This is a genomic window from Halomonas sp. V046, from assembly GCF_052645355.1.
In genome coordinates this window covers 169,218-193,442 of the sequence record NZ_JBQXYF010000003.1, presented here as the reverse complement: position 1 = coordinate 193,442, position 24,225 = coordinate 169,218, and the positions used below count along the sequence as shown (strand labels likewise).

Annotated in this window: 19 protein-coding genes; 15 read left to right on the top strand and 4 right to left on the bottom strand. The window is 62.5% G+C overall.

Annotated elements, in window-relative coordinates:
* Positions 1-137 precede the first annotated feature (137 nt).
* Positions 138-3,596, top strand: a complete 3,459-nt coding sequence (locus tag ACUN9Y_RS05230; RefSeq protein ID WP_445459628.1) for a T6SS effector BTH_I2691 family protein — start codon at positions 138-140, stop codon at positions 3,594-3,596.
* Complete coding sequence (locus ACUN9Y_RS05225; RefSeq protein WP_445459627.1) at positions 3,571-4,476, top strand: tetratricopeptide repeat protein; 906 nt, start codon at positions 3,571-3,573, stop codon at positions 4,474-4,476. The genes ACUN9Y_RS05230 and ACUN9Y_RS05225 overlap by 26 nt, the downstream gene beginning before the upstream one ends.
* 136 nt (positions 4,477-4,612) lie before the next feature.
* On the opposite strand, the gene ACUN9Y_RS05220 is transcribed toward ACUN9Y_RS05225, so the two are convergent.
* Positions 4,613-6,172 (bottom strand): arylsulfatase, encoded by a 1,560-nt coding sequence (locus ACUN9Y_RS05220; protein ID WP_445459626.1) that lies wholly within the window; start codon positions 6,170-6,172, stop codon positions 4,613-4,615.
* A gap of 435 nt (positions 6,173-6,607) precedes the next feature.
* Here ACUN9Y_RS05220 and ACUN9Y_RS05215 point away from each other — a divergent pair, with 435 nt between their 5' ends.
* The 4 genes from ACUN9Y_RS05215 to tilS all read left to right on the top strand — a co-directional run bounded on the left by ACUN9Y_RS05215 (position 6,608) and on the right by tilS (position 12,265).
* The gene (locus ACUN9Y_RS05215; RefSeq protein ID WP_445459625.1) at positions 6,608-7,963 is read left to right on the top strand and encodes an ABC transporter substrate-binding protein; all 1,356 of its coding nucleotides are present in this window, start codon (positions 6,608-6,610) and stop codon (positions 7,961-7,963) included.
* 110 nt (positions 7,964-8,073) lie between these two features.
* Entirely contained in the window at positions 8,074-9,765 is a 1,692-nt protein-coding gene (locus ACUN9Y_RS05210; protein ID WP_445459624.1) for an ABC transporter permease, read from the top strand.
* 15 nt (positions 9,766-9,780) lie between these two features.
* A complete protein-coding gene (locus ACUN9Y_RS05205) occupies positions 9,781-10,863 on the top strand; it encodes an ABC transporter ATP-binding protein (protein WP_445459623.1) in 1,083 nt (360 codons plus the stop codon).
* A gap of 103 nt (positions 10,864-10,966) precedes the next feature.
* Positions 10,967-12,265, top strand: a complete 1,299-nt coding sequence (tilS, locus tag ACUN9Y_RS05200; protein WP_445459622.1) for a tRNA lysidine(34) synthetase TilS — start codon at positions 10,967-10,969, stop codon at positions 12,263-12,265.
* 12 nt (positions 12,266-12,277) lie between these two features.
* Here the strand turns inward: tilS and ppx are convergent, their stop codons facing one another.
* Positions 12,278-13,837 carry an exopolyphosphatase gene (ppx, locus tag ACUN9Y_RS05195; protein ID WP_445459621.1) on the bottom strand — a complete coding sequence of 520 codons (1,560 nt, stop codon included), beginning with the start codon at positions 13,835-13,837 and terminating at the stop codon, positions 12,278-12,280.
* A gap of 430 nt (positions 13,838-14,267) precedes the next feature.
* On the opposite strand from ppx, the gene rho reads away from it, so the two are divergent.
* From rho to ACUN9Y_RS05155, 8 genes are all read left to right on the top strand, one after another.
* Positions 14,268-15,527: a transcription termination factor Rho gene (gene rho / locus ACUN9Y_RS05190; protein WP_445459620.1), complete on the top strand. Its 1,260-nt coding sequence runs from the start codon at positions 14,268-14,270 to the stop codon at positions 15,525-15,527.
* 114 nt (positions 15,528-15,641) lie between these two features.
* Positions 15,642-17,135, top strand: a complete 1,494-nt coding sequence (gene ubiD / locus ACUN9Y_RS05185; protein ID WP_445459619.1) for a 4-hydroxy-3-polyprenylbenzoate decarboxylase — start codon at positions 15,642-15,644, stop codon at positions 17,133-17,135.
* The gene (locus ACUN9Y_RS05180) at positions 17,132-17,911 is read left to right on the top strand and encodes an FAD-binding oxidoreductase (protein ID WP_445459618.1); all 780 of its coding nucleotides are present in this window, start codon (positions 17,132-17,134) and stop codon (positions 17,909-17,911) included. The genes ubiD and ACUN9Y_RS05180 overlap by 4 nt, the downstream gene beginning before the upstream one ends.
* Positions 17,908-18,621, top strand: coding sequence for a dihydromonapterin reductase (folM, locus tag ACUN9Y_RS05175; protein WP_445459617.1), 714 nt, complete (start codon positions 17,908-17,910; stop codon positions 18,619-18,621). The genes ACUN9Y_RS05180 and folM overlap by 4 nt, the downstream gene beginning before the upstream one ends.
* A gap of 108 nt (positions 18,622-18,729) precedes the next feature.
* A complete protein-coding gene (locus tag ACUN9Y_RS05170; protein ID WP_445459616.1) occupies positions 18,730-18,855 on the top strand; it encodes a hypothetical protein in 126 nt (41 codons plus the stop codon).
* A 145-nt stretch (positions 18,856-19,000) separates the two neighbouring features.
* Positions 19,001-19,165, top strand: a complete 165-nt coding sequence (locus ACUN9Y_RS05165) for a hypothetical protein (protein ID WP_445459615.1) — start codon at positions 19,001-19,003, stop codon at positions 19,163-19,165.
* A gap of 169 nt (positions 19,166-19,334) precedes the next feature.
* On the top strand, positions 19,335-19,496 hold the full coding sequence (locus tag ACUN9Y_RS05160; protein WP_445459614.1) for a hypothetical protein: 162 nt from the start codon (positions 19,335-19,337) through the stop codon (positions 19,494-19,496).
* A 4-nt stretch (positions 19,497-19,500) separates the two neighbouring features.
* A complete protein-coding gene (locus tag ACUN9Y_RS05155; protein ID WP_445459613.1) occupies positions 19,501-20,625 on the top strand; it encodes a 3-deoxy-7-phosphoheptulonate synthase in 1,125 nt (374 codons plus the stop codon).
* Between the two features lie 53 nt (positions 20,626-20,678).
* On the opposite strand, the gene ACUN9Y_RS05150 is transcribed toward ACUN9Y_RS05155, so the two are convergent.
* Positions 20,679-21,278: a transglycosylase SLT domain-containing protein gene (locus ACUN9Y_RS05150; RefSeq protein WP_445459612.1), complete on the bottom strand. Its 600-nt coding sequence runs from the start codon at positions 21,276-21,278 to the stop codon at positions 20,679-20,681.
* Positions 21,279-21,642: 364 nt separating this feature from the next.
* Here ACUN9Y_RS05150 and ACUN9Y_RS05145 point away from each other — a divergent pair, with 364 nt between their 5' ends.
* Positions 21,643-23,766, top strand: coding sequence for a PhoX family protein (locus ACUN9Y_RS05145; RefSeq protein ID WP_445459611.1), 2,124 nt, complete (start codon positions 21,643-21,645; stop codon positions 23,764-23,766).
* Between the two features lie 211 nt (positions 23,767-23,977).
* Here ACUN9Y_RS05145 and ACUN9Y_RS05140 read toward each other — a convergent pair whose 3' ends face one another.
* The gene (locus tag ACUN9Y_RS05140) at positions 23,978-24,202 is read right to left on the bottom strand and encodes a DUF2798 domain-containing protein (RefSeq protein WP_445459610.1); all 225 of its coding nucleotides are present in this window, start codon (positions 24,200-24,202) and stop codon (positions 23,978-23,980) included.
* Positions 24,203-24,225 lie beyond the last annotated feature (23 nt).

Genomic DNA, 24,225 nt, shown 5'->3' with positions numbered 1-24,225 from the left:
CCATTGATGGGATAGCTCCGTCGCCGCATCTGGCCTGAGGGTGTGCGTGGGATCGAATCGATTTCGACAGAACGAAAAGGACCACGCGTGGACATTGGATCGTCCCGGGATAGTGGCGAATTGCAGGGAGCATAGCGATGGATATCGCGTTTGGAGACGTTCTGGAGCGAGCGTTTGAACTGGGGATTCCGGGGCTCGATAGTGGAAATTGTGCCTTATGTGAACGGCGTGGCCTGCCGATTCTGCCGGTTCGCTATGCTGTCTGCCGACGTACCCGTCTGAACGAAGCTGTGACGGCGCTCTCGCCGGATCGTGTCCGGGAATTCACCGAGATCACCCTCGATAAAACGTTGTACAGTGAAACGCTGAGAAACAGAAGCCTGTCCTCGCCGGCCAAGGAATTCCTTGGCGCTGCCACAGAGTCCAGCGTTAGCAAATATGTGCTGAGAAAAATGAGGTCGGGATACTTCTATATGCTGGAAGAGTCCAGCCGAACTCCGCCCACCTGGTATGCCTATGCCGTTACCTCCGATGGCATGTTCTATCAGTTCAATGCCCACCAATCTCCCCCGTCCCACGCTGACGCTGGGTTCGATTGTGGCGGTAGCCCCGCAGAGGAGAAGCGTACCAAGGCGTTGAATGCGTCTCTGGTCACGCTCGGGGCCGCCGACGCCACGACGCGGCTATATTTTGCTTTTATCGAACACCCCTGGTCGGCGGCCCACCTTGACCGACTGCGCAGCACACCAGAGCTGCGCAGCCAGGTCATGCAACAAGTCGACCTTCGCAGTTGGCTTGCCGGGAACGCCCAGCCACATGCCTTCGGCGTCGATGATCTGAATATGGTGGCGGAATACGGTGATGGCGCCTACGCCATGGAATCCGAGTTTTGGCCGAGCCATGGCCAGCACCAGTGGATCACTGGTGATAATCTCCGTGACATCATGCAGACACGGGGATGGGAGCACTATCAGGGGCGTGGACTTATTCTGGCAGTTAAAGATGAACTCGGCGTCATCGAGGAACTGAACGCGGCGCGTCAGGAGCCTTTGCAGATCATTGAGAGATTTCTCGGGGAGCCGGGGTCTGAGAATCGGCGCAAACTGACGGTACTAAAGGCAGTGGATGCTTTCAGCCAGCACTTCGAGGACCATTACATCGAGAGTCTCGAGAAACAGCAGGCCAATGCCACTGATCGGCTGGAATACGATGTCGAGACCTATGATCGAACAGTGGCCAGCATTGATGCCGATATCCGTCGAGCCCGCTGGCAAGGTGATGAAGAGGCCGTATGCCGTCATCGGGCCAGGCGCAGCGCTTACATCAACCGCTATGGCAGTCGCGCCAAGGCGGACCGGGAACGACAGGAAACGATTACAGGCGGCAACCGGCAGCGGGTGGAGGAACGGCGACAACGTTTCGATGATCAATTGCCACGTTACTACGATGAGCAGGCTCTCGCCGTATTTCGGCAGAGTTACGACGCCAAGGTCGAGCTTACCCGAGAGTTGGTGTCGTCATTTGATAGTGATTATGCCCTTTGGCTGCGTGAGCATCTCCGTCCCGTGGTCAATCGCTATAGTGATGCTGACGCCGACTACTGCCACGGGCTTGGTATCGGTGGCCTGGTCGCCAATGCCCTATCGGGTGGCATCTTCTCCCCGGCGAGTGCCTGTATCTGGACGGACTTCGCCCAAGAGCTGGATAATGAGACCTCACTGCTCAGGCGAGTAATGTTTGCCAATGTGCAAAGCCTCGTCAGTCGATCCAGGCGCGACAGGAAAGAAGTTGCCGGCAAAGAGTTCTTCGATAAGTTGATGTTGCGCCAGTGGGCTGGTGTGTACGCCTCGGTACGGGATCAGGTAGAGGTACAACCCGAACAACTGGAGAAGCGCTTTCAGTTCGCCACGGCGGCCTTGACCTCTATCATCGGCAGCGCGCTCGCGGCCTTGTCGGTCAGCGATTTTGCGCTGTTGAGCATGGAGGCCTCGGCGCAGGTGACCGCGGGCACTTCGACGAAGGCAGATGGCGCTACGCGCGATAGCGAGAAGATTGGCAGGGGCGCACTTCAGTCTTTCACTCGCTACTGCCAGCTCCTGTGCATGGGCCAGTTGGAGATGCAAGATGACGGCGCGAAGCTTCCATTGCTGGAAAAGCTGCGCCTGAGAAAGCGAGATTACTACGCATGGCTAGAGGGGATTCCACGCCACCTCGATACTCTGCGAAGAGGAAGGCCCAGAACTCCGGTCGGCGACCAGGCGTTGCAGTACCTGAACGAGTCCCCCGATAACACGATCGGAGGGAACTTTTTCGTCGATACGCTGAAAGGTGAAGGAGCGCTGGATATCGTGGTCCCGGTAGCCGCCACGTTGCGTGGCCTGGACATTGATATTGGCTCCTGGGATACCGGTGATGATGCCGACCGCGAAGCCGACGTACGTCAAAGCAGTCGCGCCATTGCCGCGTCCATTCTTGGCGCGACGCCGGTCAACAAGTCGATAGGTGCGGGCCTGGTGACGTGGAATGCCACAGAGACGGTGCTGAAAGAGCTGAACAAGACCGGCGATAGCGATAGCTTAAAACTAGCGGCGGCGATGGTGAACCTGGCCGTGGCCAGCATGGCGATGGCAGAGGGCTATCGCCAGGTACGAGGAGCTTCATTGCCGGGGGCTGCCGGTCAGACCCCAGCTATCGGCAACCGGGGCTGGTCGATGGCCAATGTCTTTTTCACTCAATTGGGCAATGCCATCTCGATGATGGATGCCTTCAGCAAGATCGGCGAGGCGATGAAGGCCAGGCGCCAGGGGATGCCCTTGGAAGACCAGGGTAAACCCCTGGTGGAAGCCTTGTTCAGTTTCGCCAGCGTTGCGGTCTCACTGTTGATTCTTCATCCTATCGCCGCCGCGGTTTCGTCGGTAGTGCTTAGCCTCTTGACCGGAATTCTTGGGCCGATCATGCAGCTATTGGTGCCGAGAGCCTGCCGCACCTGGCTACTGCGCTCCTGTCTTGGCAAGTGGAGCCGAGGTGGGGCATTGAGAGGACAGATAGAGCCTTTCGCTAGCGCCGCGGAGGAAATGAACTCGCTGGAACTGGTATTCCGCGGGGTCACGGTTGATCTGGTGTGGAAATATGACACCAGTACGCCACCGAGGTACGACTTTATTCGAGGCGAGCTGGAAGAAAATCCTCAGGAGAATCCTGGTGGTGATTACCTTGACTATCAGTTGGACAAGGAAATTTCGCTGAAGGTGACATTACCCAAGCTGGATAGGGTGTCTTTGACGGTGGAGTTGGTGGGGTGGGTAGATGAACGTTCTGGGGTGTTGAGTGAGGAGAGGTCTGTTTATAGATACGATTTCTCGAGAACACATGTCGACGATAGCTTTAGTGTTCGTGTTGTTTCTGGGAGGGCTGCTACTGATTCAGTTTTACAAGAATTGCCGTCTGTAGTAGAGAAAGGGGGCGGGTTTTTGGTCGAAATTGTGAGAGCCATTTCGTATTCAGATATTGGGATGGGGGCTCGCTTGAGCATTGTGCTGATGTCGAGTGGTGCTGAGACGGGTATAGCAAATGATGATTTTAGAATATTTTTCTAGAAAAATATGTTGTTTATTTTTGTTGTTGATGACTTCATTTTCAGTGTGGGGAGGTGTCCTGTACGACAACCCGATCGACAATGATTTCTCATTGGATATACACAATTCTTCATATAATGAGCTGTTGCACAATGTTGGCGCTGGAGCGTCGGATTTTTCGGTTAGGAAAGCACAGTATCTTTTGGGGATAATTTATATTAATGGATGGGAGAAGTGGGGGGTTGATAGAGACTATGGAGCAGCCCGTGAATATCTGCAAGAAGCATGGGATGGTTCTGCGTCGGATGCAGGGTTGATACTGGCAGATATTTATTACCAGGGACTTGGTGTTGTTGTTGATGAGGATAAGGCATTGGAGTACCTGGTTGCCGCTGCGGATGATGGACTCCTTATAGCCCAGCGGGAACTCGGTAGGGCGTATGTGGGGAAAAAAGAGTGGGAAGGGTTGGTCGAGCCCGATATCGAAAAAGGCATATATTGGCTAGAGCGGGCGGGAAATGCCGGCGACTTGAAATCGGCCAGGGCCATGGCGAGTCTGTATTCGCAGGGCACGCTGGTTGAAAAAGATGATGCGCTGGCCTTTGACTGGTTGTTGAAGTCCTCGGAGTCACGATATGGCGTCGACAGTTTTTCCTTTCCTCATCTGGTGACATTTTTTGAGGAGGGTATCGGCACGCAGACTGACCTTGTTCAGGCCTATAAATATGCCGACCTTCAGGGCACGGCCGGCATCGAGGATAAGCAGCGTCTGGCGGCACTGATGACAGAGGAGCAGGTCAACGAGGCGATCGATGCATCCCGCACCTGGCAGGAAGAGCACCGGATCTTCGTACCGAGCTATCGGGGGGTGCGTTATCAATCGGATGGGAGTTATCGGTAGCGGAAGTGTGGACGGTGTGGCAGGAGCCACGGATGCGGGGTGTCGATCATTTCATGTGGGGTTCTCGTTTACCGACTGTTTGCACCCGTGGTGTAAAAAGGCCGTTCAACAGAACGGCCAGGTAGTATAGGTTTGATTATTGTTTCGGTGTGAAAGACCCCGCTTCTTGCCTGGGGGGATACTCCTCGTAGCTCTCCATATGGTCTTGGACGATGGCGACCGTCGGTCCTATGGCATACATGTGGCGTACGACCCAATCATCGTAGTATGACGATGTTTCTGGGGTCGATTCGAAAGGGTCTGCCCGCAAGTCGATAAACAAAGGGGCCTTGCGTGTGGTCTGCTCATGGAACCACGCATCGATTCCCTCGTGATCCATGGTGCTGAAGTTGGCTTTCCATCGACCATGGCGCACGGCGCCAAGCGTTCCGTCATCGACCCAGGCGAAGAATTCATTGCGCGGCCAGGCGGCATCTTCTCCAGCATCACCCGTTAGGTGTGGCAAGAGGTTGTAGCCGTCAAGGTGAACGTTGAAGGTCTTGTCGCCCGCTTGATAACCATCCAGTAGTTCCTGTTTTATGTCGGGCTCCCCGGCGGCGGCAAGCAGGGTCGGTAACATGTCCTCGAGCGACAATATCTCGTTGGATACTTGGTTACCCTCGATATGGCCGGGCCACTTGATCATGAACGGTACTCGGATGCCACCCTCCCATGTGGTTGCTTTTTCTCCTCGGAAAGGAGACGTCCCTCCATCGGGCCAGCTGAACTTTTCCGCACCGTTGTCTGTGGTATAGATCACGATGGTGTTGTCGGCGATGTCGAGTTCATCAAGCTTGTCCAGGAGCTGTCCGACCATTCTGTCATGTTCGACCATGCCGTCAGCGTAAATGCCTAGCCCTGTTGCGCCCTCTGATTCTTCCTTCAGGTGAGTGAAGATGTGCATTCTTGTGGTATTGAACCATACGAACCAGGGGTCGTCCTGCTCCTCCTTGCGTTCGATAAAGTCGAAAGCGGAAGCCAGAAACTCTTCATCCACCGTTTCCATTCGCTGGCTATTCAGCGGGCCCGTATCTTCGATGTCGCCATCGGCGCTGGACCTTATTACCCCACGCGGCCCCCAGTTTTCTCTGAATTCCGGATTCTTGGGGTAGTCGGGGCTTTCCGGCTCTTCTTCGGCATTGAGGTGGTAAAGATTGCCGAAGAACTCGTCGAAGCCATGGTTGGTAGGAAGAAACTCGTCGCGATCACCAAGGTGGTTTTTCCCAAACTGCCCGGTCGCGTAGCCCATTGGTTTCAGGAGCTCGGCAATCGTTGGATCTTCAGGCTGAAGTCCAACCGGGTCACCCGGCATGCCTATCTTGAGAAGGCCCGTGCGTTTGGGTGATTGACCGGTGATAAATGCGGCGCGCCCCGCGGTACAACTCTGTTGGCCATAGGCATCGGTAAATCGAATGCCCTCATCGGCAATGCTGTCAATGTTGGGCGTGCGGTAGCCCATCATGCCGTCGTTGTAGGCGCTAGTGTTATACCAACCAATATCATCACCCATGATGACAAGGATGTTGGGTTTATCGTTGTCGCCTGAATTGTTTGGCGCTTCTTGCTCTTGTGCTTGGGCGGAGGTTGCTGTGGCTGCGAGGGCAACGAGTAGGCATAAACCTCGCCCTAGCCTGGGCGTTACTCGATGGGTATGCATAAGGAATCCTTTCTGGCTATCGATGGTGGCGAATGAGCGATGATGCCGATTTCAGCATAGGCATGCCGTCGCTATCCGTCACTTTTGCGTCGCGGCGGTGAGCGCATCGGCAGGCAAGGTGGTCGGCAGGGCGGCGGCCGACAGCAAAGGTGACGCCAGTATGACCGGCCCGCTTCCGCGGCCCCTTGGCAACGGGGTGCGGATCGAGCGCAGCGTGAATGCTTGTGTCATTAGTGACACGACCGGTGGGAATCCGTGTGTCGACTCTGACTCCCGAGTATCAAGATCATTCGGAGGGGTGGGGTGGGCGGTACTATTGAATCAATGGCTTACGTCATGATCATGTCTTGGCACGGCGCTTGCTCTAGAGAGAATGCCACCGCGTCGCGGGGCGATTGCACTCTCTAATGTTAATAATAATGACAGGAGCCATCCATGCACGCCGTTATCCAGCCGTCCAAGCGTTTGTTCAAGGCCAGCGCGCTCGCTCTGGCGATTGCCGCCGCCGGCAGCGCCCAGGCCGAAGAGCGCCTGGTGATCGTGACCTCCTTTCCGTCGGATCTGACCAGCGTCTTTACCGATGCCTTCGAGCAGGCCAACCCGGACATCGACGTCGAGATCCTCAACAAGAAGACCAGTGCGGCGATCAAGTTTATCCAGGAGACCCGTGAGGGCAATCCCACCGATCTGTTCTGGGCCTCGGCACCGGATGCCTTCGAGGTGCTCAAGGACGATGGGCTGTTGATGGAGTATCGGCCGTCGGCCGAAGGCATTCCCGAGACCATCGGCGCCTTCCCGATTCATGATCCGGATGGCTTCTATACCGGCTTCGCCGCCTCCGGCTACGGCATCATGTACAACGAGCGCTACCTGGCCGCTAAGGACCTGCCGCCCCCCGCCGAGTGGGAGGACCTCGAAAAGCCGGTGTACTTCGGCCACGTCGGGATGTCGGCGCCGTCGCGCTCGGGCACGACCCACCTGACGGTAGAAACGGTGCTGCAGGGCGAGGGCTGGGAGCCGGGCTGGGGCGTGCTCAAACGCATGTCGGGCAACTTCGCCTCGGTCACCGAGAGAAGCTTCGGCGTGCCTGATGGCGTCAACAGCGGTAACTTCGGCATCGGGGTGGTCATCGATTTCTTCGGCCTGTCGTCCATGGGTGCCGGCTTCCCGGTGAACTTCGTCTACCCGTCGACCACCGCCCTGGTGCCGGCCAATATCGGCATCATCGACAATCCTCCCAACGGCGAAGCCGCCGAAGCGTTCATCGAGTTTCTGCTCTCCGAGACCGGCCAGGAGCTGCTGCTCGATCCCAAGATCCGCCGCCTGCCGGTCAATCCGAGCATCTATGAGCAGGCGCCTCCGGGCTTTCCCAACCCCTTCGAGGACGAGCAGTTGAGCGCCTCGCTGCAGTTCGATCTGGACGTGTCCAAGGCCCGCTACAACCTGGTCAATGCCCTGTTCGACGTGATGGTGACCTATCGCCTGGACGACCTGCGTGAGGCCACCGAGGCGATCTACGCCGCCGAGGCCGCCCTGGCCGAGGCAGGAGGCGCCAACGGCGAGGCCGAGGCCTTGATCGGCGAGGCGCGCGAGCTGGTCTCCGCAGTGCCCGTCAGCGAGGCCGAAGCCGCCGATCCGGACTTCCTGGCGGCCTTCACCACCAGCCGCAAGACCGCCGAAGATTCGACGACCGGTCGTCAGGCCGAGATCGAAGCCGAGTGGGATGAGGTGACACGCGGTAACTACCAGAGAGCCGTCGAGCTCGCCGAGCAGGCCAAGGCGCTGCTGTAAGCGCCCGATCGCCTGTCCCGAGGCAGCGGCCGACGCGGTCGCTGTCTCTTCGTCCCCGATTTCTCGAGGTAGTTATGATTAGCTCTGCGATACGCTCGCGGTCATGGCGCATGCCGGACCTTTCGTCGGCCCAGTGGGGCCCAGGCCTGGTGGCGCTGCTGATCGGCCTGTTTCTGCTCATCGTGCTGGTGCTGCCGGTGGCCAAGGTGGTCTACGTGGCCTTTCAGGACCCCAGCACCGGCGCCCTGACGCTGAACAACTTCATCGACTTCTTCAATGCCTCGCTGTTTCGCGAGTCCTTTGTCAATTCGCTCTATGTGTCGGCCATGTCGGTGGTGTTTGCCACCCTGATCGCCATGCCGCTGGCCTACTTCACCAGCCGCTTCAACTTCGCGGGTTCCGCGCTGATCCAGACCCTTGGCATCATTCCGCTGATCATGCCGCCCTTCGTCGGCGCCGTGGCCATGCAGCTGTTCTTCGGCGGCAACGGCAGCATCAATCTGCTGCTCGATCAGTACTTCGGCTTCACGGTGCCCTTCATGGAGGGGCTCAATGGGGTCATCCTGGTGCAATCGGTGCACTTCTTTCCGTTCATCCTGATCAATCTGTCGGCGAGTCTGAAGAACATCGATCGCTCCATGGAGGAGGCCGCGCTGAACCTGGGCTCCAGCGGTATGCGCTTGTTTCGGCGGATCGTCTTCCCGCTCGGCATGCCGGGGTATGTGGCCGGGGCGTCGCTGGTGTTTCTCAAGGTGTTCGACGATCTGGGCACGCCGCTACTGCTTAACGTCAACAACATGCTGGCGCCTCAGGCTTACTTGCGTATCAGCTCGGTGGGGATCTCCGACCCGATCGGTTACGTGATCTCGGTGATCCTGGTGGTGTTCTCGATCTTCTCGCTGTGGCTGTCGTTTCTGGCCATGAAGGGCAAGGACTACGCCACCACCCAGAAGGGCGGCGGAGGCCTGCTCAAGCGTGATCTGGGCCGCTGGGAGCGCATCGGCTGTTACGCCGTCATTCTGATCATCCTGGCCTTCGTGCTGGCGCCCCATATGGCGCTGTTCATGCTGTCCATCGCCTCGGTCTGGTCCTACAGCCCGGTGCCGGACGGCTACACCCTGGATCACTACGCCACGGTCTTCGAAGGGGCCACGGGCTTTATCAAGAACACCCTGCTGTACGCCGGGCTCGCCGGGCTCATCGACGTGATTCTCGGCACCGCCATCGCTTACGTGGTGTGGCGCACCAAGATCTGGGGTGCCAAGGCGCTGGACTTCGTGGCCATGGGCGCGGTGGCGATTCCCGGGGTGGTGCTCGGTATCGGCTATCTGCGCATGTTCTACAGCGTCGACATGCCGTTCTCCGATGTGCCGCTGGCGACCTTCTGGGGGGTCATCGTGATCGCGCTGGCGGTGCGCCGTCTGCCGTACGCCTTGCGCGCCTGCGTCGCCGCACTGCAGCAGATCTCGGTGTCGCTCGAGGAAGCCGCCGAGAGCCTCGGGGCGAGCAAGCGACGCACCATTCGTCGCATCGTGGTGCCGCTGATGACCGGGGGGATACTGGCCGGCTTCATCACCAGCTTCGCCACCGCCGCCGTGGAGCTATCGGCCACCATCATGCTGGTGTCGTCGGAGTCGGATGCGCCGCTGGCCTACGGCATCTACATCTTCATGCAGTCGGCGGCCGGACGCGGCCCGGGCGCTGCACTCGGCATCATCGCCGTGCTGATCGTTGGTCTCGGGACCTACCTGTCGCACTGGTTTATCGAGCGCAGCAAGCGCAGCCAACCCAACGTATCCTGACGGAGACTCATTGCCATGTTGAACAAGAGCGAATCCAAAGGTATCAAGATTCAGAACGTGGGCCTGAGCTTCGGCGACACCGAGGTGCTCAAGGGCGTCAATCTCGAGATCGAGCCCGGTGAATTCTTCGCCTTCCTCGGCCCCTCGGGCTCCGGCAAGTCGACGCTGCTGCGCGCCATCGCCGGCTTCGGCCCGACGCCGACCGGGCGCATTCTGGTCGGCGATCAGGACGTCACGCGCCTGCCGCCCTGGCAGCGCAACGTGGGCATGGTGTTTCAGAGCTACGCCCTGTGGCCACACATGAGCGTGCGCAAGAACGTGGCGTTTGGCCTCGAGGAGCGCAAGGTCCCCCAGCGCGAGATCGATCGCCGGGTCGGGGAGGCGTTGGAGCTGGTCGGGCTTTCGGCGCTCGCCGAGCGCAAGCCCAACGAGCTTTCTGGCGGCCAGCAGCAGCGTATCGCCCTGGCCCGCACCGTCGTGGTCGAGCCGCGGGTGCTGCTGCTCGATGAGCCACTGTCGAATCTCGACGCTAACCTGCGGGTGCAGATGCGCCGCGATATCCTCAATCTGCAGCGTGAACTCGGCCTGACCACGATCTTCGTCACCCACGATCAGGAGGAGGCCAACACCACGTCTGACCGCATGGCGGTGCTCAGCGACGGCGTCATCCAGCAGATCGGAGCGCCCAGGGAGCTCTATGATCGCCCGTGCAACCGCTTCGTGGCGGGATTTCTGGGGTCGGCCAATATCCTCGATGGGGCGCTGCAGACCGGCGTCGTCGGCCAGGTGTTCGTGTCCGACAGGGGGGTCGAGCAGCCGGTGGACAACCCTCAGATCTTCGACCGCGGCAGCCTGGTGTTTCGACCGCAGAGCACGACGCTCGGCGGTCTCCATGAGGCAAACGGTGAGCACCTGACCTTCAGCGGACGGGTGGTGTACCGGGAGTTTCTCGGCAGCCTGATCCGTTACGGGGTCGATGTCAGCGGGCACCAGCTGGCCGTCGATGAGGTACATACCATCGGCAAGCACCATGTTGAGGTCGGCAGCGACGTCGTGCTGCGAGTGCCCAAGGACCAGACGGTGCTGGTCGCCGCCTGAGGTCGTGCATCGGGGCGCCGCCAGCGGTGGGCGCCGACAGGGCTTTCGCCGCGGGGGGAGGCGCGGTAGCCTTCGCCCATAGCGTTCGCCGCCGGGAGCCCCGATGACTCTTTCCACCCATATCGATTGCGCCCTGGCGATGACCTCGCCGGGGCGCGCCGTCTGGGTCGCGCTGTCCGGTGGGCTCGACTCGTCGCTGCTGCTGACCCTGGCGGCGGCGGCCTGCCGTCTTCATCCTCGTCCTCTCTATGCCCTTCACGTCGATCATGGCCTGCAGCCAGCGGCCGCCGACTTCGAGCGCCACTGTCGTCGCCTGTGCTCGCGCCTTGGGGTGCCGCTGTTTGTTGAACGTGCCTGCGTTGATCTGACGTCGGGCCTTGGCCTCGAGGGTGCGGCCCGCGAGGCGCGCTATGCGGCCTTCGCGCGGCGGCTTCGCCCGGGAGATACCCTGTGGCTAGCACAGCATCGTGATGATCAGGCCGAGACCTTCCTGCTCGCGGCCCTGCGCCGCTCCGGTGTGGCAGGGCTTGCCGCCATGCCAGCGCTACGCGAGTTTGGCGGTGCGACGCTGGCGCGTCCGCTGCTCGGTGTGTCGCGCACTGTCCTTGAACATGAAGCGCGCCGGCGAGCGCTGAGCTGGAGCGACGATCCCAGCAACGACGAGACCGATGTCGATCGCAACTACCTGCGCCACACCGTGATGCCAAGGCTCAAGGCGCGTTGGCCGGGAGCCGACGCCGGGCTTGCCGCCGCCGCCGCCCATGCCGGGGAGGCCTTGGGGCTTCTGGAGGAGCTGGCCGAGGAGGACCTGGCCCGGTGTGGCGCCGACCCGGGGCGGATTGCGCTGGCGCCGCTTGTGACGCTGTCGCTGCCCCGTCAGCGGCTGTTGCTGCGTCACTGTGCGACTCGCCTCGGCTTGCCCACACCGCCCGCCAAACGCCTCGAGTCCTTGCTCTCCCAGCTTGGGGCGCGCCGCGATGCCGAGGTTCGTGTGAGCTGGGCCGGCGCCGAGGCGCGCCGCTGGGATGCGGCGGTCTGGCTGCTGGCAGGGCATGCCGGGCGTGACGGGGGTGAAGGTACGGAAGGCGTCGGGGTGCCCGAAGGGCAATGGGACGGCCAGACGCCGCTGCAAACTCCCTGGGGGGAGCGCCGCGTCAGGCTGCTCGGCGTTGGCGAAGCCGCGCCCGGCTTGCTGTCGCTGCGTCCGCGCCAGGGCGGCGAGCGGCTGCGGCTCGCCGGGCGTGGCGGGCGCGATCTCAAGCGCCTGCTGCAGGAGGCCGGCGTGCCGCCCTGGCGCAGGGAGACCACCGTCGTGGTGTGGCATGGCGATCAAACGGTAGCGGCCCTCGAACTGGTCGAGGGCCGCTGGGTCGCGGTGGCGGAAGGCTGGCGGGGCGTCTAGCGGCGGTGTGCCTCAGGCCCCGGCGTTGGCGGTCTCGCTGTGCAACACCAGGGCGAAATCGGTATTGCCCATGTACTGCGCTTCCTGCTCGAGATCGGTGCACAAGAGGCCCGGGTCGTCGCCGCCTTCGTAGCTCAGGTGCAGGGACTCGCCGTCGGCCTCTAGCCTCGGTAGCGTCGGCGGGTGCTCCGGGCGCGAGTGATTGAGAATCACCGCCAGGCGCAGCAGGCGGGCCAGGCGCTGGGCGTCACGCTGCTCGGTGTCCGGCAGCAACTGCCATTCCTTGTGCGGAAACTTGCGCCGGTGGGCGCGGACCAGAAACGCCAGCAGGCGCTGCTCGGGGCGCGAGAAGCCCGAGAGGTCGGAATGCTCCAGCAGATAGGCGCCATGGCGGTGGAACTGGCTGTGGGAGATCGCCTGGCCGATCTCGTGCATCCAGCACGCCCAGTCGAGGTAGCGGGCCTGGTCGTCGCTCATGGGCCAGGTGTCGCGTACCTGAGCCAATAGCGCCTTGGCGGTGGCGGCGACGTTGTCGGCCTGACGGGTATCGACGCCATTGGCCCGGGCCAGGGATTCTAGGCTCTTGAGTCGCGAATCCTCCGGGCTGTTGCGGCCGGCCATGTCGTAGAGCACGCCTTCGCGCAGGGCGCCGTCGGCGAAGCGCATCTGCTCGAGCTCGAATGCCTCGAAGACGGCACCAAGAATGGCAACGCCGGCGGGGAAGACCCGAGCCCGGTCGGGCTTCAGCCCCTCCATGACGACCTTGTCCAGATGCTTGATCTTGATCAGCCGCTTGCGCAATGTGGCGAGCCCTTCGCGGGTCACCACGCCCTCCGGGGAGTCACCGGTCGCGGCCAACACCGCGGCGGCGGCCTTGATGGTACCGCTGGAACCCACCGGATCGTCCCAGCCGAGCCTCATGTACGGGCGGCGGATGTTGGCCAGCTCCGATAGCGCCGCGAGCTCGGCCCGGCGCATGCGCTTCTCGGTGATCTCGCCGTTGTCGAAGAAGCGGCGGGTGAAAGTGACACAGCCCATGCGCAGGCTTTCCAGCGCCTTGGGCTCGAAGTGCTCGCCGATGATGAACTCCGTCGAACCACCGCCGATGTCGACGATCAGTCGGCGTCCGCTCTCGGCCAGGGCGTGGGCGGCGCCAAGGTAGATCAGGCGAGCCTCCTCGCGGCCGGCGATGATCTCGATGCGGGCGCCGAGCAGGGCCTCGGCACGCTCGATCAGCTCCTGGCTATTGTCGGCATCGCGCAGGGCGTTGGTGCCGACCACGCGCATGCGGCGCGGCGGGATATCGCCGAGAAAGGGCGCGAAACGTCCCAGGCAGTCCAGCGCGCGGGTGATGGCGTCTTCGCTGAGCTGGCCGTTGTCGTCGAGGCCGGCGGCGAGTTGGACCTTTTCGCCCTGGCGGGCGACCACCTGTAGCCGATCATCTTGATAGTTGGCGACGAGCAGGTGGAAGCTGTTCGAGCCCAGATCGATGGCGGCGAGGCGGGTAGGGTCCGAGGCGTTGTCACCGGGTGACTCGCGAAGCGCACTTAAGGTGTCCACGGTCTGGGTCATGGCGAGTCCTTCTCTCAGAATGGCTTAAGGTTGCGACCGGCCTTTGCCGATGTCAATGATCCGGCGCCCAAGGGCTTGCGTTCCCTTGTCGGCTTGACTAGTATCGAGGCGTTCGCCTGTTTCGAATGCATTTCCGGGCCGCGTCGCCGCCGCGACGAGGCCGTCCCAAGTCGTCAGACAGCCCACTGATTATCAGCCCGCCCGCGGCTCACGCCGTCGCGTTGCTGATCAGGCGCAACGAACCTGCTCCCTCGCCCAGTCGATGGCTCGAATCTCCCTCGGGAGTCTTCGGCCCGATAAGTCCTATCTTTTTCATGCGGCCTGTCGAGAGCAGCCCCCGGGCTCTGAACGCACTCACGCGGCGTCGTTTCGCCTCTTTATTGCACGGCGCCTTGCCGCCCGGCTTCCCACGAGTAATTTCTGACCTCTGATGAATCTGACTGAACTCAAGCAAAAGCCTGTGCCGGAGCTTCTCGATACCGCACGCGAAATGGGTATCGACAACCTGGCCCGGTCCCGCAAGCAGGACATCATCTTCGCCATCCTCAAGAAACACGCCAAGAGCGGTGAGGACATCTTCGGCGATGGTGTGCTGGAAATCCTTCAGGACGGCTTCGGCTTCCTGCGCAGCGCCGACAGCTCCTATCTGGCCGGGCCCGATGACATCTACGTGTCTCCGTCGCAGATTCGTCGTTTCAACCTGCGCAAGGGCGATACCATTTCCGGCAAGATCCGGCCGCCCAAGGAAGGCGAACGCTACTTCGCGCTGCTCAAGGTCAGCCAGATCAACCTGGACCGGCCCGAGAACGCCAAGCACAAGATCCTGTTCGAGAACCTCACGCCGCTGTTTCCCCAGAAGCGTCTGCGCATGGAGATCGGCAACGGCTCCACCGAGGATCTCACCGCCCGCATCATTGATCTGACAGCACCCATCGGCAAGGGCCAGCGTGGCCTGATCGTGTCGCCGCCCAAGGCCGGTAAGACGCTGATGCTGCAGAACATCGCGACCTCAATCACGCGTAACAATCCCGAGTGTCAGCTGATCGTGCTGCTCATCGACGAGCGCCCCGAAGAAGTCACCGAGATGTCGCGCACCGTACGCGGGGAAGTGGTCGCCTCGACCTTCGATGAACCGCCGGCGCGTCACGTGCAGGTGGCCGAGATGGTCATCGAGAAGGCCAAGCGTCTGGTCGAGCACAAGAAGGACGTGGTGATCCTGCTCGACTCCATCACCCGTCTGGCGCGTGCTTACAACACCGTGGTGCCGTCGTCGGGCAAGGTGCTGACCGGTGGTGTCGATGCCCATGCCCTGGAGAAGCCCAAGCGCTTCTTCGGTGCGGCGCGTAACATCGAGGAAGGCGGCAGCCTGACCATCATCGCCACCGCCCTGGTCGACACCGGCTCCAAGATGGACGAGGTGATCTTCGAGGAATTCAAGGGCACCGGTAACATGGAAGCCCACCTTGATCGCAAGCTGGCCGAACGTCGCGTCTATCCGGCGCTGAACATTCGCCGTTCCGGCACCCGCCGCGAAGACTTGCTGGCCTCCGACGAAGAGATGCAGCGCATGTGGATCCTGCGCAAGCTGCTGAACCCGATGGACGATACCGCGGCCACCGAGTTCTTGATCGATCGTCTCAAGGACACCAAGACCAACCTTGAATTCTTCGATGCCATGAAGCGTCGCTAAGCGCTCTTGTGGTGCCGTTCGGGGCCAATCACGAGGAACCGGAGCACCGCGAGCAAGCCCGAGGGGCAGCATGCTATGCTGCCCCTTTCGTCTTTCGGGAAGCGAGAAAATCGCATGAAGTACCATGACTTGCGCGACTTTATCGCGGCGCTGGAAGCGGCGGGCGAGCTCAAGCGAGTGAGCGCAGAAGTGGACCCTTATCTCGAGATCACCGAGATCTGCGACCGGACCCTGCGCGCCGGTGGCCCGGCGCTGCTGTTCGAGAACGTCAAGGGCCACACCATGCCGCTGCTCGGCAATCTGTTCGGCACCCCCAAACGCGTCGCCATGGGCATGGGCCAGGACTCGGTAGAAGCGCTCAGGGAGATCGGCGAGCTGCTGGCCTTTCTCAAGGAGCCGGAGCCACCCAAGGGCTTTCGCGATGCCTGGGAGAAGCTGCCGATCTTCAAGCAGATCATGAGCATGGGGCCGAAGACGGTGCGATCTGCGCCGGTACAGGCGCTGGTCTACGAGGGCGATGACGTCGATCTTAACCGCTTGCCGATACAGCACTGCTGGCCCGGTGACGCCGCGCCGCTGGTGACCTGGCCGCTGGTGATCACCAAAGGCCCGCACAAGAGTCGCCAGAATCTCGGCATCTATCGTCAACAGAAGCTGGGCAAGAATCGCCTGATCATGCGTTGGTTATCCCATCGCGGCGGGGCGCTGGACTACCAGGAATTTCAGCACACAAACCCCGGCGAGCCATTCCCGGTGGCGGTGGCCTTAGGCGCCGATCCGGCGACAATTCTTGGCGCCGTGACGCCAGTGCCGGATTCGCTTTCCGAGTACGCCTTCGCCGGGCTGCTGCGCGGCTCGCGTACGGAGCTCGTCAAGTGCGGCCACGCCGACCTGCAGGTCCCAGCCTCGGCCGAGATCATTCTCGAGGGCTTTTTGTACCCGGACGACACCGCCCCGGAAGGCCCTTACGGCGATCACACCGGTTACTACAACGAGGTCGAGACCTTCCCGGTGTTCACCGTGACGCGCATGACCATGCGCAAGAATGCCATCTACCATTCGACCTATACCGGCCGTCCGCCGGATGAGCCGGCGATTCTTGGCCTGGCGCTCAACGAGGTGTTCGTACCGATCCTGCGGCGCCAGTTCCCCGAGATCCAGGACTTCTACCTGCCCCCGGAGGGCTGCTCCTACCGCATGGCGGTGGTGACCATGAAGAAGCAGTATCCGGGGCATGCCAAGCGCGTGATGATGGGTGTGTGGAGCTTCCTGCGCCAGTTCATGTACACCAAGTTCGTGGTGGTGCTGGACGATGACGTGAGCGCGCGTGACTGGAAGGACGTGATCTGGGCGATCACGACCCGCATGGATCCCGCGCGCGACACCGTGCTGGTCGAGAACACTCCGATCGACTATCTGGACTTCGCCTCGCCGGTGGCGGGGCTCGGCTCCAAGATGGGGCTCGATGCCACCGCCAAGTGGCCCGGTGAGACCGATCGCGAATGGGGGGTTCCCATCACCATGGACGAGGCGGTCAAGACCCGAGTCAGCGAACGCTGGGACGAACTCGATATCCCTCTCCCCGACGTCGACAAGAGGCCACTATGACGGCAAGGACCCTGACCTGCCAGGTCATCGAGGTCGAGGACCTCACCCCCGATGTGTTCCGTGTGGTGCTCGAAGGCCGCCCGGAAGCGATGGCGCATGCGCCGGGCCAGTACCTGGAAATGTGCCTGGAGGATGGCACCTGGGTGCCGTTTTCCATCGCCAGCCGCCACGCCGATGACGGCCGCCTCGAGCTGCATATTCAACACTGGCCCGAGCGGTCCAACTCGGCCCAGCTCAGACAGATGCTGGTGGTCGCCGAGCACCTGACGGTGCGCCTGCCGGGCGGCGACTGTGTGCTGGACGAGACGAGCCAGCGTCCGCTGCTGCTGGTCGCCGCCGGCACCGGCTTCGCCCAGATGAAGGCCGTTGTCGAGGCGGCGTTGCACGCCGATCCTGAACGTGAAATCGCGCTGTGGTGGGCGGCCAAGGAACGCCGCGACCTGTATGCCGAGTCCATGGCGCGAGACTGGGCCGCGAGCTCGCCGAGGCTCTGCTTTCACGCCGTCTGCGAGGCCGGTTTCGAAGCCGGTTTCGACGGCGATAACGTCAAAGGGCACCACGGCCGTATCGACGCGGCATTGGCTGGCGAACTGGACGATATTGCCGATTGCGATGTGTACCTGTCCGGCTCGCCGGGCATGGTCTATGCCTGCGTCGACGTGCTGGCGTCGCTCGGTCTCGACGCCGGTCGGGTCTTCTCCGATGTCTTCTCCTATGCGCCACGGGACCCGCTGGTGCCGCTGGTGGGGAGCCTGGTCAAGGAGTCGAGAGCATGAGCGCGGCGCCGATTCTGATCACCGGCGGCGCCCAGCGGCTGGGGCGCCACTGCGTCGAGCGCCTGCTGCTCGATGGGCATCCGGTGATCCTCAGCTACCGGCGTGAGCGCGAGGAGCTGGCGGCGCTGCGCGAGCGCGGCGCGGTGACGCTCCAGGCGGATTTTTCCAGCGAGGCCGGGGTGCTCGAGTTCATCGACCGGGTGAAGGGCGAGACGCGTCAGCTGCGTGCCATCGTGCATAACGCCAGTGACTGGGCGCCGGATTCCACAGGCGACACCGCCGGGGCCACCTTCGAGCGCTTGTTTCGTGTCCATATGCTGGCGCCGTACCTGATCAATCTTCACCTGCGAGATCTGCTCGAGGCCGGTGAGGAGCCCCAGCGCGATATCGTGCACATGACCGACTTCGTGGTTCAGAAGGGCTCGAAGAAACACGCCGCTTACGCCGCCACCAAGGCCGGACTCGACAACCTGACACTGTCGTTTGCCGCCATGTACGCGCCGCGGATTCAGGTCAATGCCATCGCCCCGGCGATGATCATGCTCAACGAGGGCGATGACCCGGCCTATGCCGAGAAGGCCAAGGCCAAGTCGCTGATGGCGATGGTGCCGGGGCCCGGGGTGATCTATCAGAGCCTGCGCTACCTGCTCGATAACCGCTATGTGACCGGCTCGACGCTGCCGGTGGATGGCGGCCGCCACCTGCGTTGAGCCACCGTCTGCCCGCCGCGGCTCGGGCACTCGCCGTGGCGCTGGCCAAGGCTTACACTCTGAGTCTTTCCTGCGATGATTCATCGCCATTCACAAGAGGCCATACTGATGTCCGATCACGACGACGCTTGCGACAAGAGCGGTTTCATGACTTTGTTTCTTGGTGTGGTGGTGCTGGTGGCCATGAGCTGCCTGCCGGCGACCATCGGCTGGGTGCAGGTGGTTCACGGCTGAGGTCGAGCCGGCGTTGGGGTGAGCCCACGCGATGCTCGACGCCGGCGCGAGCGTTCAGGCCCAGCAAGAGCGTGTTTCTAGCCCCAGAGGGCTTGCCATTTGGCCCGCGCCGCGGCAGGATTGACTCAGACTTCAGGAGATCGAGATGACCGACACCGTTTGCCACGCCCACGCATCGACCGCCCCAGCCGGCGGTGATCGCGTTGCGGTACGTGGCGACGGCTGCAGCAAGACGGCGGCGGGTGTCGGTTATTGGCGCGGCTATACCTGGTATTGGTTTACTACCGGGGGGCCGGCGACCGTGTCCTGATTGGATCCGATGAGAAGGATCGCAACAATCAGCAGCAGGAATCGCGCAGGCACCCACTCAGGGCCGCCTCCGCAGACAGAACCCCCGGACGGCAGGCCCGCCCGGGGGTTCTTGCGTTGGGAGTCAGGCAAGGCTTCACCTCACCAACGACCGCAACAGGAGAGTAGCAATGACCGCACATCGTGACGTTATCAGCATCGCCGAGTATCGCTATTACCCAGGCTTTAGCTGGCGATTTATCGATGCGCGGTCGGGCCTTGGTGCCACCTCCGACCGTGAGCTTCTCGGTGGCAACGGAAATAAACGATGTCACGCAAGCCCACGGAGTTGAAACCATGACTGCCCACCTTACCTTGGCGGCCACCCATGCTGTCGCCGCCGAATCGATCGAGTCCCCCATCGTGGATCAGGCGACTGTCGAACCCACACCAGCCGAGCACCCGCCTGCCATGACGCTACCCAGCCCCCAGGACCTCAAGCGAGAGCTGCCGCTGTCGTCCACATTGGCCGAGCGTGTCGATGCCCAGCGCCAGCAGATTCGCGACATTCTCGATGGCCACGACGATCGCTTGCTGGTGGTGGTCGGCCCGTGCTCCATTCACGATCCCGAGGCGGCGCTGGTCTACGCCGAGCGACTCAAGGCCCTGGCGGACAAGGTCCAGGACCGGGTGCTGGTGGTGATGCGCGTCTACGTCGAAAAACCACGCACCACGGTGGGCTGGAAGGGGCTCGCCTACGATCCCGACCTGGATGGTAGCGGCGATATCGCCCGTGGACTGATGCTGTCTCGCAAGCTGATGCGAGACATCGTCACGCTGGGGCTGCCGGTGGCCACCGAGGTATTGCAGCCGATGATCGCCCCTTACCTCGATGATCTGTTGGCCTGGGTCGCCATCGGCGCTCGTACGACCGAATCCCAGCTACATCGGGAAATGGCCAGTGGCCTCGAGGCGGTGGTGGGGTTCAAGAACGCCACCAGCGGTGACGTTCAGGTGGCGCTGGACGCCATCCAGTCCGCGGCGCACCCCCATCAGCATTTCGCCATGGCCGAAGATGGCCGCCCACAGATGCGCTCTACCAAGGGCAATCCCAACACCCACCTGGTGTTGCGGGGAGGGCACGGGGAGCCCAACTATCAGGCGGACGCGGTGGCAGCGACACGCCGGGCCATCGTCGAGGCCGGGCTGGCGCCGCGGCTGATGGTGGACTGCAGCCACGCCAATGCACGCAAGGACCATCGTCGCCAAAGCGAGGTGATGCTCGATGTCCTCAATCAGCGCCTGGCGGGTGATCGGGCCCTGGTCGGCGTGATGCTCGAGAGCCAGCTGCACGAAGGCAAGCAACCCCTGGTGCCGGGCAAGCTGCGTTACGGGGTGTCGGTGACCGACGCCTGCATCGGCTGGGAGACCACCGAACACCTGCTGATGTCTGCTGCCGAACGCCTTGCCGAAAGGCGTTAGAGGCGGCCGTCTCACCATCTGGGGTGTCGATGGCGAGTGCGTTGTGTGGCCCTTCAGGCGCGGCAGAAGGGCCAGATATCGAAGGCGCCATCGCAACGAAATTCGGCCTCGCAGGCGGCCAGCTGTGAACGGTAGCGTGACGCCGTGGAGGCGACTTCACGGGCGGCACGCTGCACCGCCGGCTTACCCCGGTAACTGCCGCGCTGATAGCCGCCCTGACCCTCGTGATAGGCCAGGTAGAGGTGCTCGGGGTTGGACAGCGATACCCCGGTGATGCGGCGGGTGCGCGCGTTGTACCAGCCGATGAAATCGGTGGCATCCTGCATGTCCGAGCGACTCGAAAACACACCGCCGGCCTGGTCTTCATACTCGCCCCAGACCGGGTCCTGGGCCTGGGCGTAGCCGTAGGCCGAGGAGGGCCGAGTCCAGGGAATGAACCCCAGCAGCTCGGTGCGTGGCGGGCGAACGTGACTCCTGAACGACGACTCGCGCTTGATGAAGGCCATCTGCGTCCAGATCGGCGTGCCCCAGCGCTCATAGGAGTCCCGGGAATCGTCATACCAGTCGGGCTCTGCGCGAAAGATCTCACACAGATTGTCCTGGCGCTGGGGCGGATCGGCGGCGAACATCGCGCAACCTCCTAGTGACAACATTAGCCCTAACGCGGCGGCCACGCGTCCTGACGATGAGCGTCTTTTCATCCGACGCTGTGGCGTAATGTCCCGCTGTCCCATCCGGTATTGCCTCCTGGTGTGCTGTGTTCCATCGCCGTTGTGGCCGGTCGGGGCCACAACGGCCTCTTCCTGGGCGGTCGCCGATGCCGGCTCGGCGACGAGATGCCGATGCCGATGACTGAGACGAAGGGCCCCAGTATGCCTGCTTCGGCCCAGTCGCGCGCCGGCGGGCCTTCCATTTTTGCCTCGGTCATCGCCTTGTCATATAGGCGGGGTAGCGTCTTGGACCGGACCGATGCGGCCGAGCGCCGTGACCCTAGACTGCCCAGCCGAGGACAGCGCAATGAGCAAGGAAATCGAAGATCACCGCCTCTTGAACCCCAGCAACAACGAGCCGTTCTCCCGCGTGCTCGATCGTCACCTGTCGCGCCGTGCGGTGATGAAGGGGGGGCTCGGCATGACGGCCATGGGGATGCTGAGCGGGTTCGGGCTCTCGGCGTTCGCCGCCGACGACGCAGGCGTCGCCAAGAAGCCGCTGGCGCTCGCATTTGACGCCATCGCGGGTTCGCGCACCGATGCCATCGTGGTGCCGCCGGGATATACCGCGCAGGTGCTGGTGCCCTGGGGTACGCCGCTAAACGACAGCGCCCCCGAGTGGTCCGATGATCTCGCCATGACGCCGGAGATCCAGGCCAATAGCGTCGGCATGCATCACGATGGCATGCATCCCTTCGCCCTGGCGCCGGAGACCGAGTCGAGCCGCTTCTTGCTCGTCATGAACAATGAATACATCGACGAGAATGCCCTGTGGGCGCCCCAAGGCGGTCCGACCAACATGGCACAGGGCAAACGACCGGCCGAGGAAGTGCGCACCGAGATCAATGCCCACGGCATCACCGTGGTGGAAGTCGAAAAGAACGCCGATGGCCACTGGCAGCATGTTCGCCACTCGTCTTTCAACAAGCGCTACACCAGCGCTACCGCGATGCTGCTCTCGGGGCCGGTGGCGGGCAGTGACTACGTCAAGACCAAGTACTCGCCGGATGGCAGTCAGACCCGCGGTACCAACAACAACTGCGCCAACGGCTATACCCCCTGGGGTACCTACCTGACCTGTGAAGAAAACTGGCCGGACTATTTCGTCAAGGATGAGGGGCGCCGCCAGGATGACGAGCGCCTGGGGATCGGCCGCGGTCGTGGCCGCTACGGCTGGGAGACCGCCGCCGGCGACGCCAGCGAGCAGAACGACGAGTTCAGGCGTTTCCTCGGTGCCCCGAGTGCCGAGAGCGCCGCAGGCGATTACCGCAACGAGCCACGTGCCTTCGGCTACATCGTCGAGATCGACCCCTATACCGGCGCGCAGGCCGTCAAGCGTACCGCGTTGGGTCGCTTCCGCCACGAAGGCTGCTGGCCCGGGAAGCTGACCGCGGGCGAGCCGGTCGTGTTCTACTCCGGCCATGACTCGCGCAACGAGTACATCTACAAGTACGTATCCGCGGCGCCCTGGGACCCGGCGGACGCCCACCAGCCCGGCGCCCCCGGCGACCGCCTGGCGATCGGCGCCAAGTACATGGACGAGGGCACGCTGTATGTGGCCCGCTTCAACGCCGACGGCAGCGGCGAGTGGCTGGCGCTGACGCCGGATGCGACCACCCAGGATGGCATGACCCTGGCCCAGGCGCTTGGCCTCGAGGCCGACGATCTGGCCGGCATCATCATCAACACCTGTGATGCCGCCGACCTGATGGGCGCCACGCCGATGGATCGCCCCGAGTGGGGCGCCGTGGACCCGACCTCGGGTGAGGTCTACATGACGCTGACCAACAACGCCAAGCGCACCGAGGCAGGCACCGAGGCCGTCCTCACCGGCGAAGGCGAGATCACGACGCCAGGGGTCGGCTATGCCACCGCACCGGTCAACGCCGCCAACCCCCGCGCCAATAACGAGGCCGGTCAGATCATCCGCTGGCGCGAGGCCAGCGACGGCGAGCGGTTCCAGTGGGAAGTGTTCGTCTTTGGCGCCGCCGCCACGGACGCCACGAACCTGTCGGGCCTGACCGAGATGAATCAGTTTGCCAGCCCCGATGGGCTGCATTTCGACGAGCGTGGCGATGGCCATGGCATCCTGTGGATCGAGACCGACAACGGCTACGCCGGCGTCGGTGACCACACCAATGACCAGGTCCTGGCGGTGGTGCCGGCGGCCCTGCACCAGGCCAATGGCGCCGCGTCGGTGGTTTCCGGCGCTAACCAGGACGCCTTGAAGCGTTTCTGCGTGGGTCCCAATGGCTGTGAAGTGACCGGCATCTTCCCGACCCCGGACAAGACCGCGTTGTTCATCAACATCCAGCACCCGGGCAACTGGCCGGCCGGCGACGATGCTACCCAGGCAACCCGCGGCACGGTGCGCCCACGCGCCTCGACGGTGGTGATTCAGAAGACCGATGGGGGGCAGATCGGCGTCTAAGCCTCACGAGCGAGGGCCTGGGCGGTGGGAAGCTGCTCCGGCCAACCGGAAGAATGCCCACGAGGCTTCGTCTCGTGGGCTTCTTTTCGTCTTGGCTTCTTTTCGTCTTGGCTTCTTTTCGTCTTGGCGATGGGGCTCGGCGGCCGGCTATCGGATAGTCGCGGCGGCATCGGTATCGGCACCGCCTGTCTGGACGTCCACGTCCTGGTGGTCAAACCGTCAGGCGCCCGACGATGCGTCGCACCCAGGGCGCGACAATAGCCACCGTGGGAAAAGCGATGGGCCAGGTCGTCATGCAGCTTGTTATCCACTGCTTGACGAATCCTGAGTGGATTCCCTCTGACATGGCCAGAACGAAGCCCGATACGAAGAAGACCATGATGGCCGAGAGTAGGGCGCTGAACAGAAGGGGAGAATAACGAGTGGGAATACGCATTCATGCCTCCACGATGGTCGAGT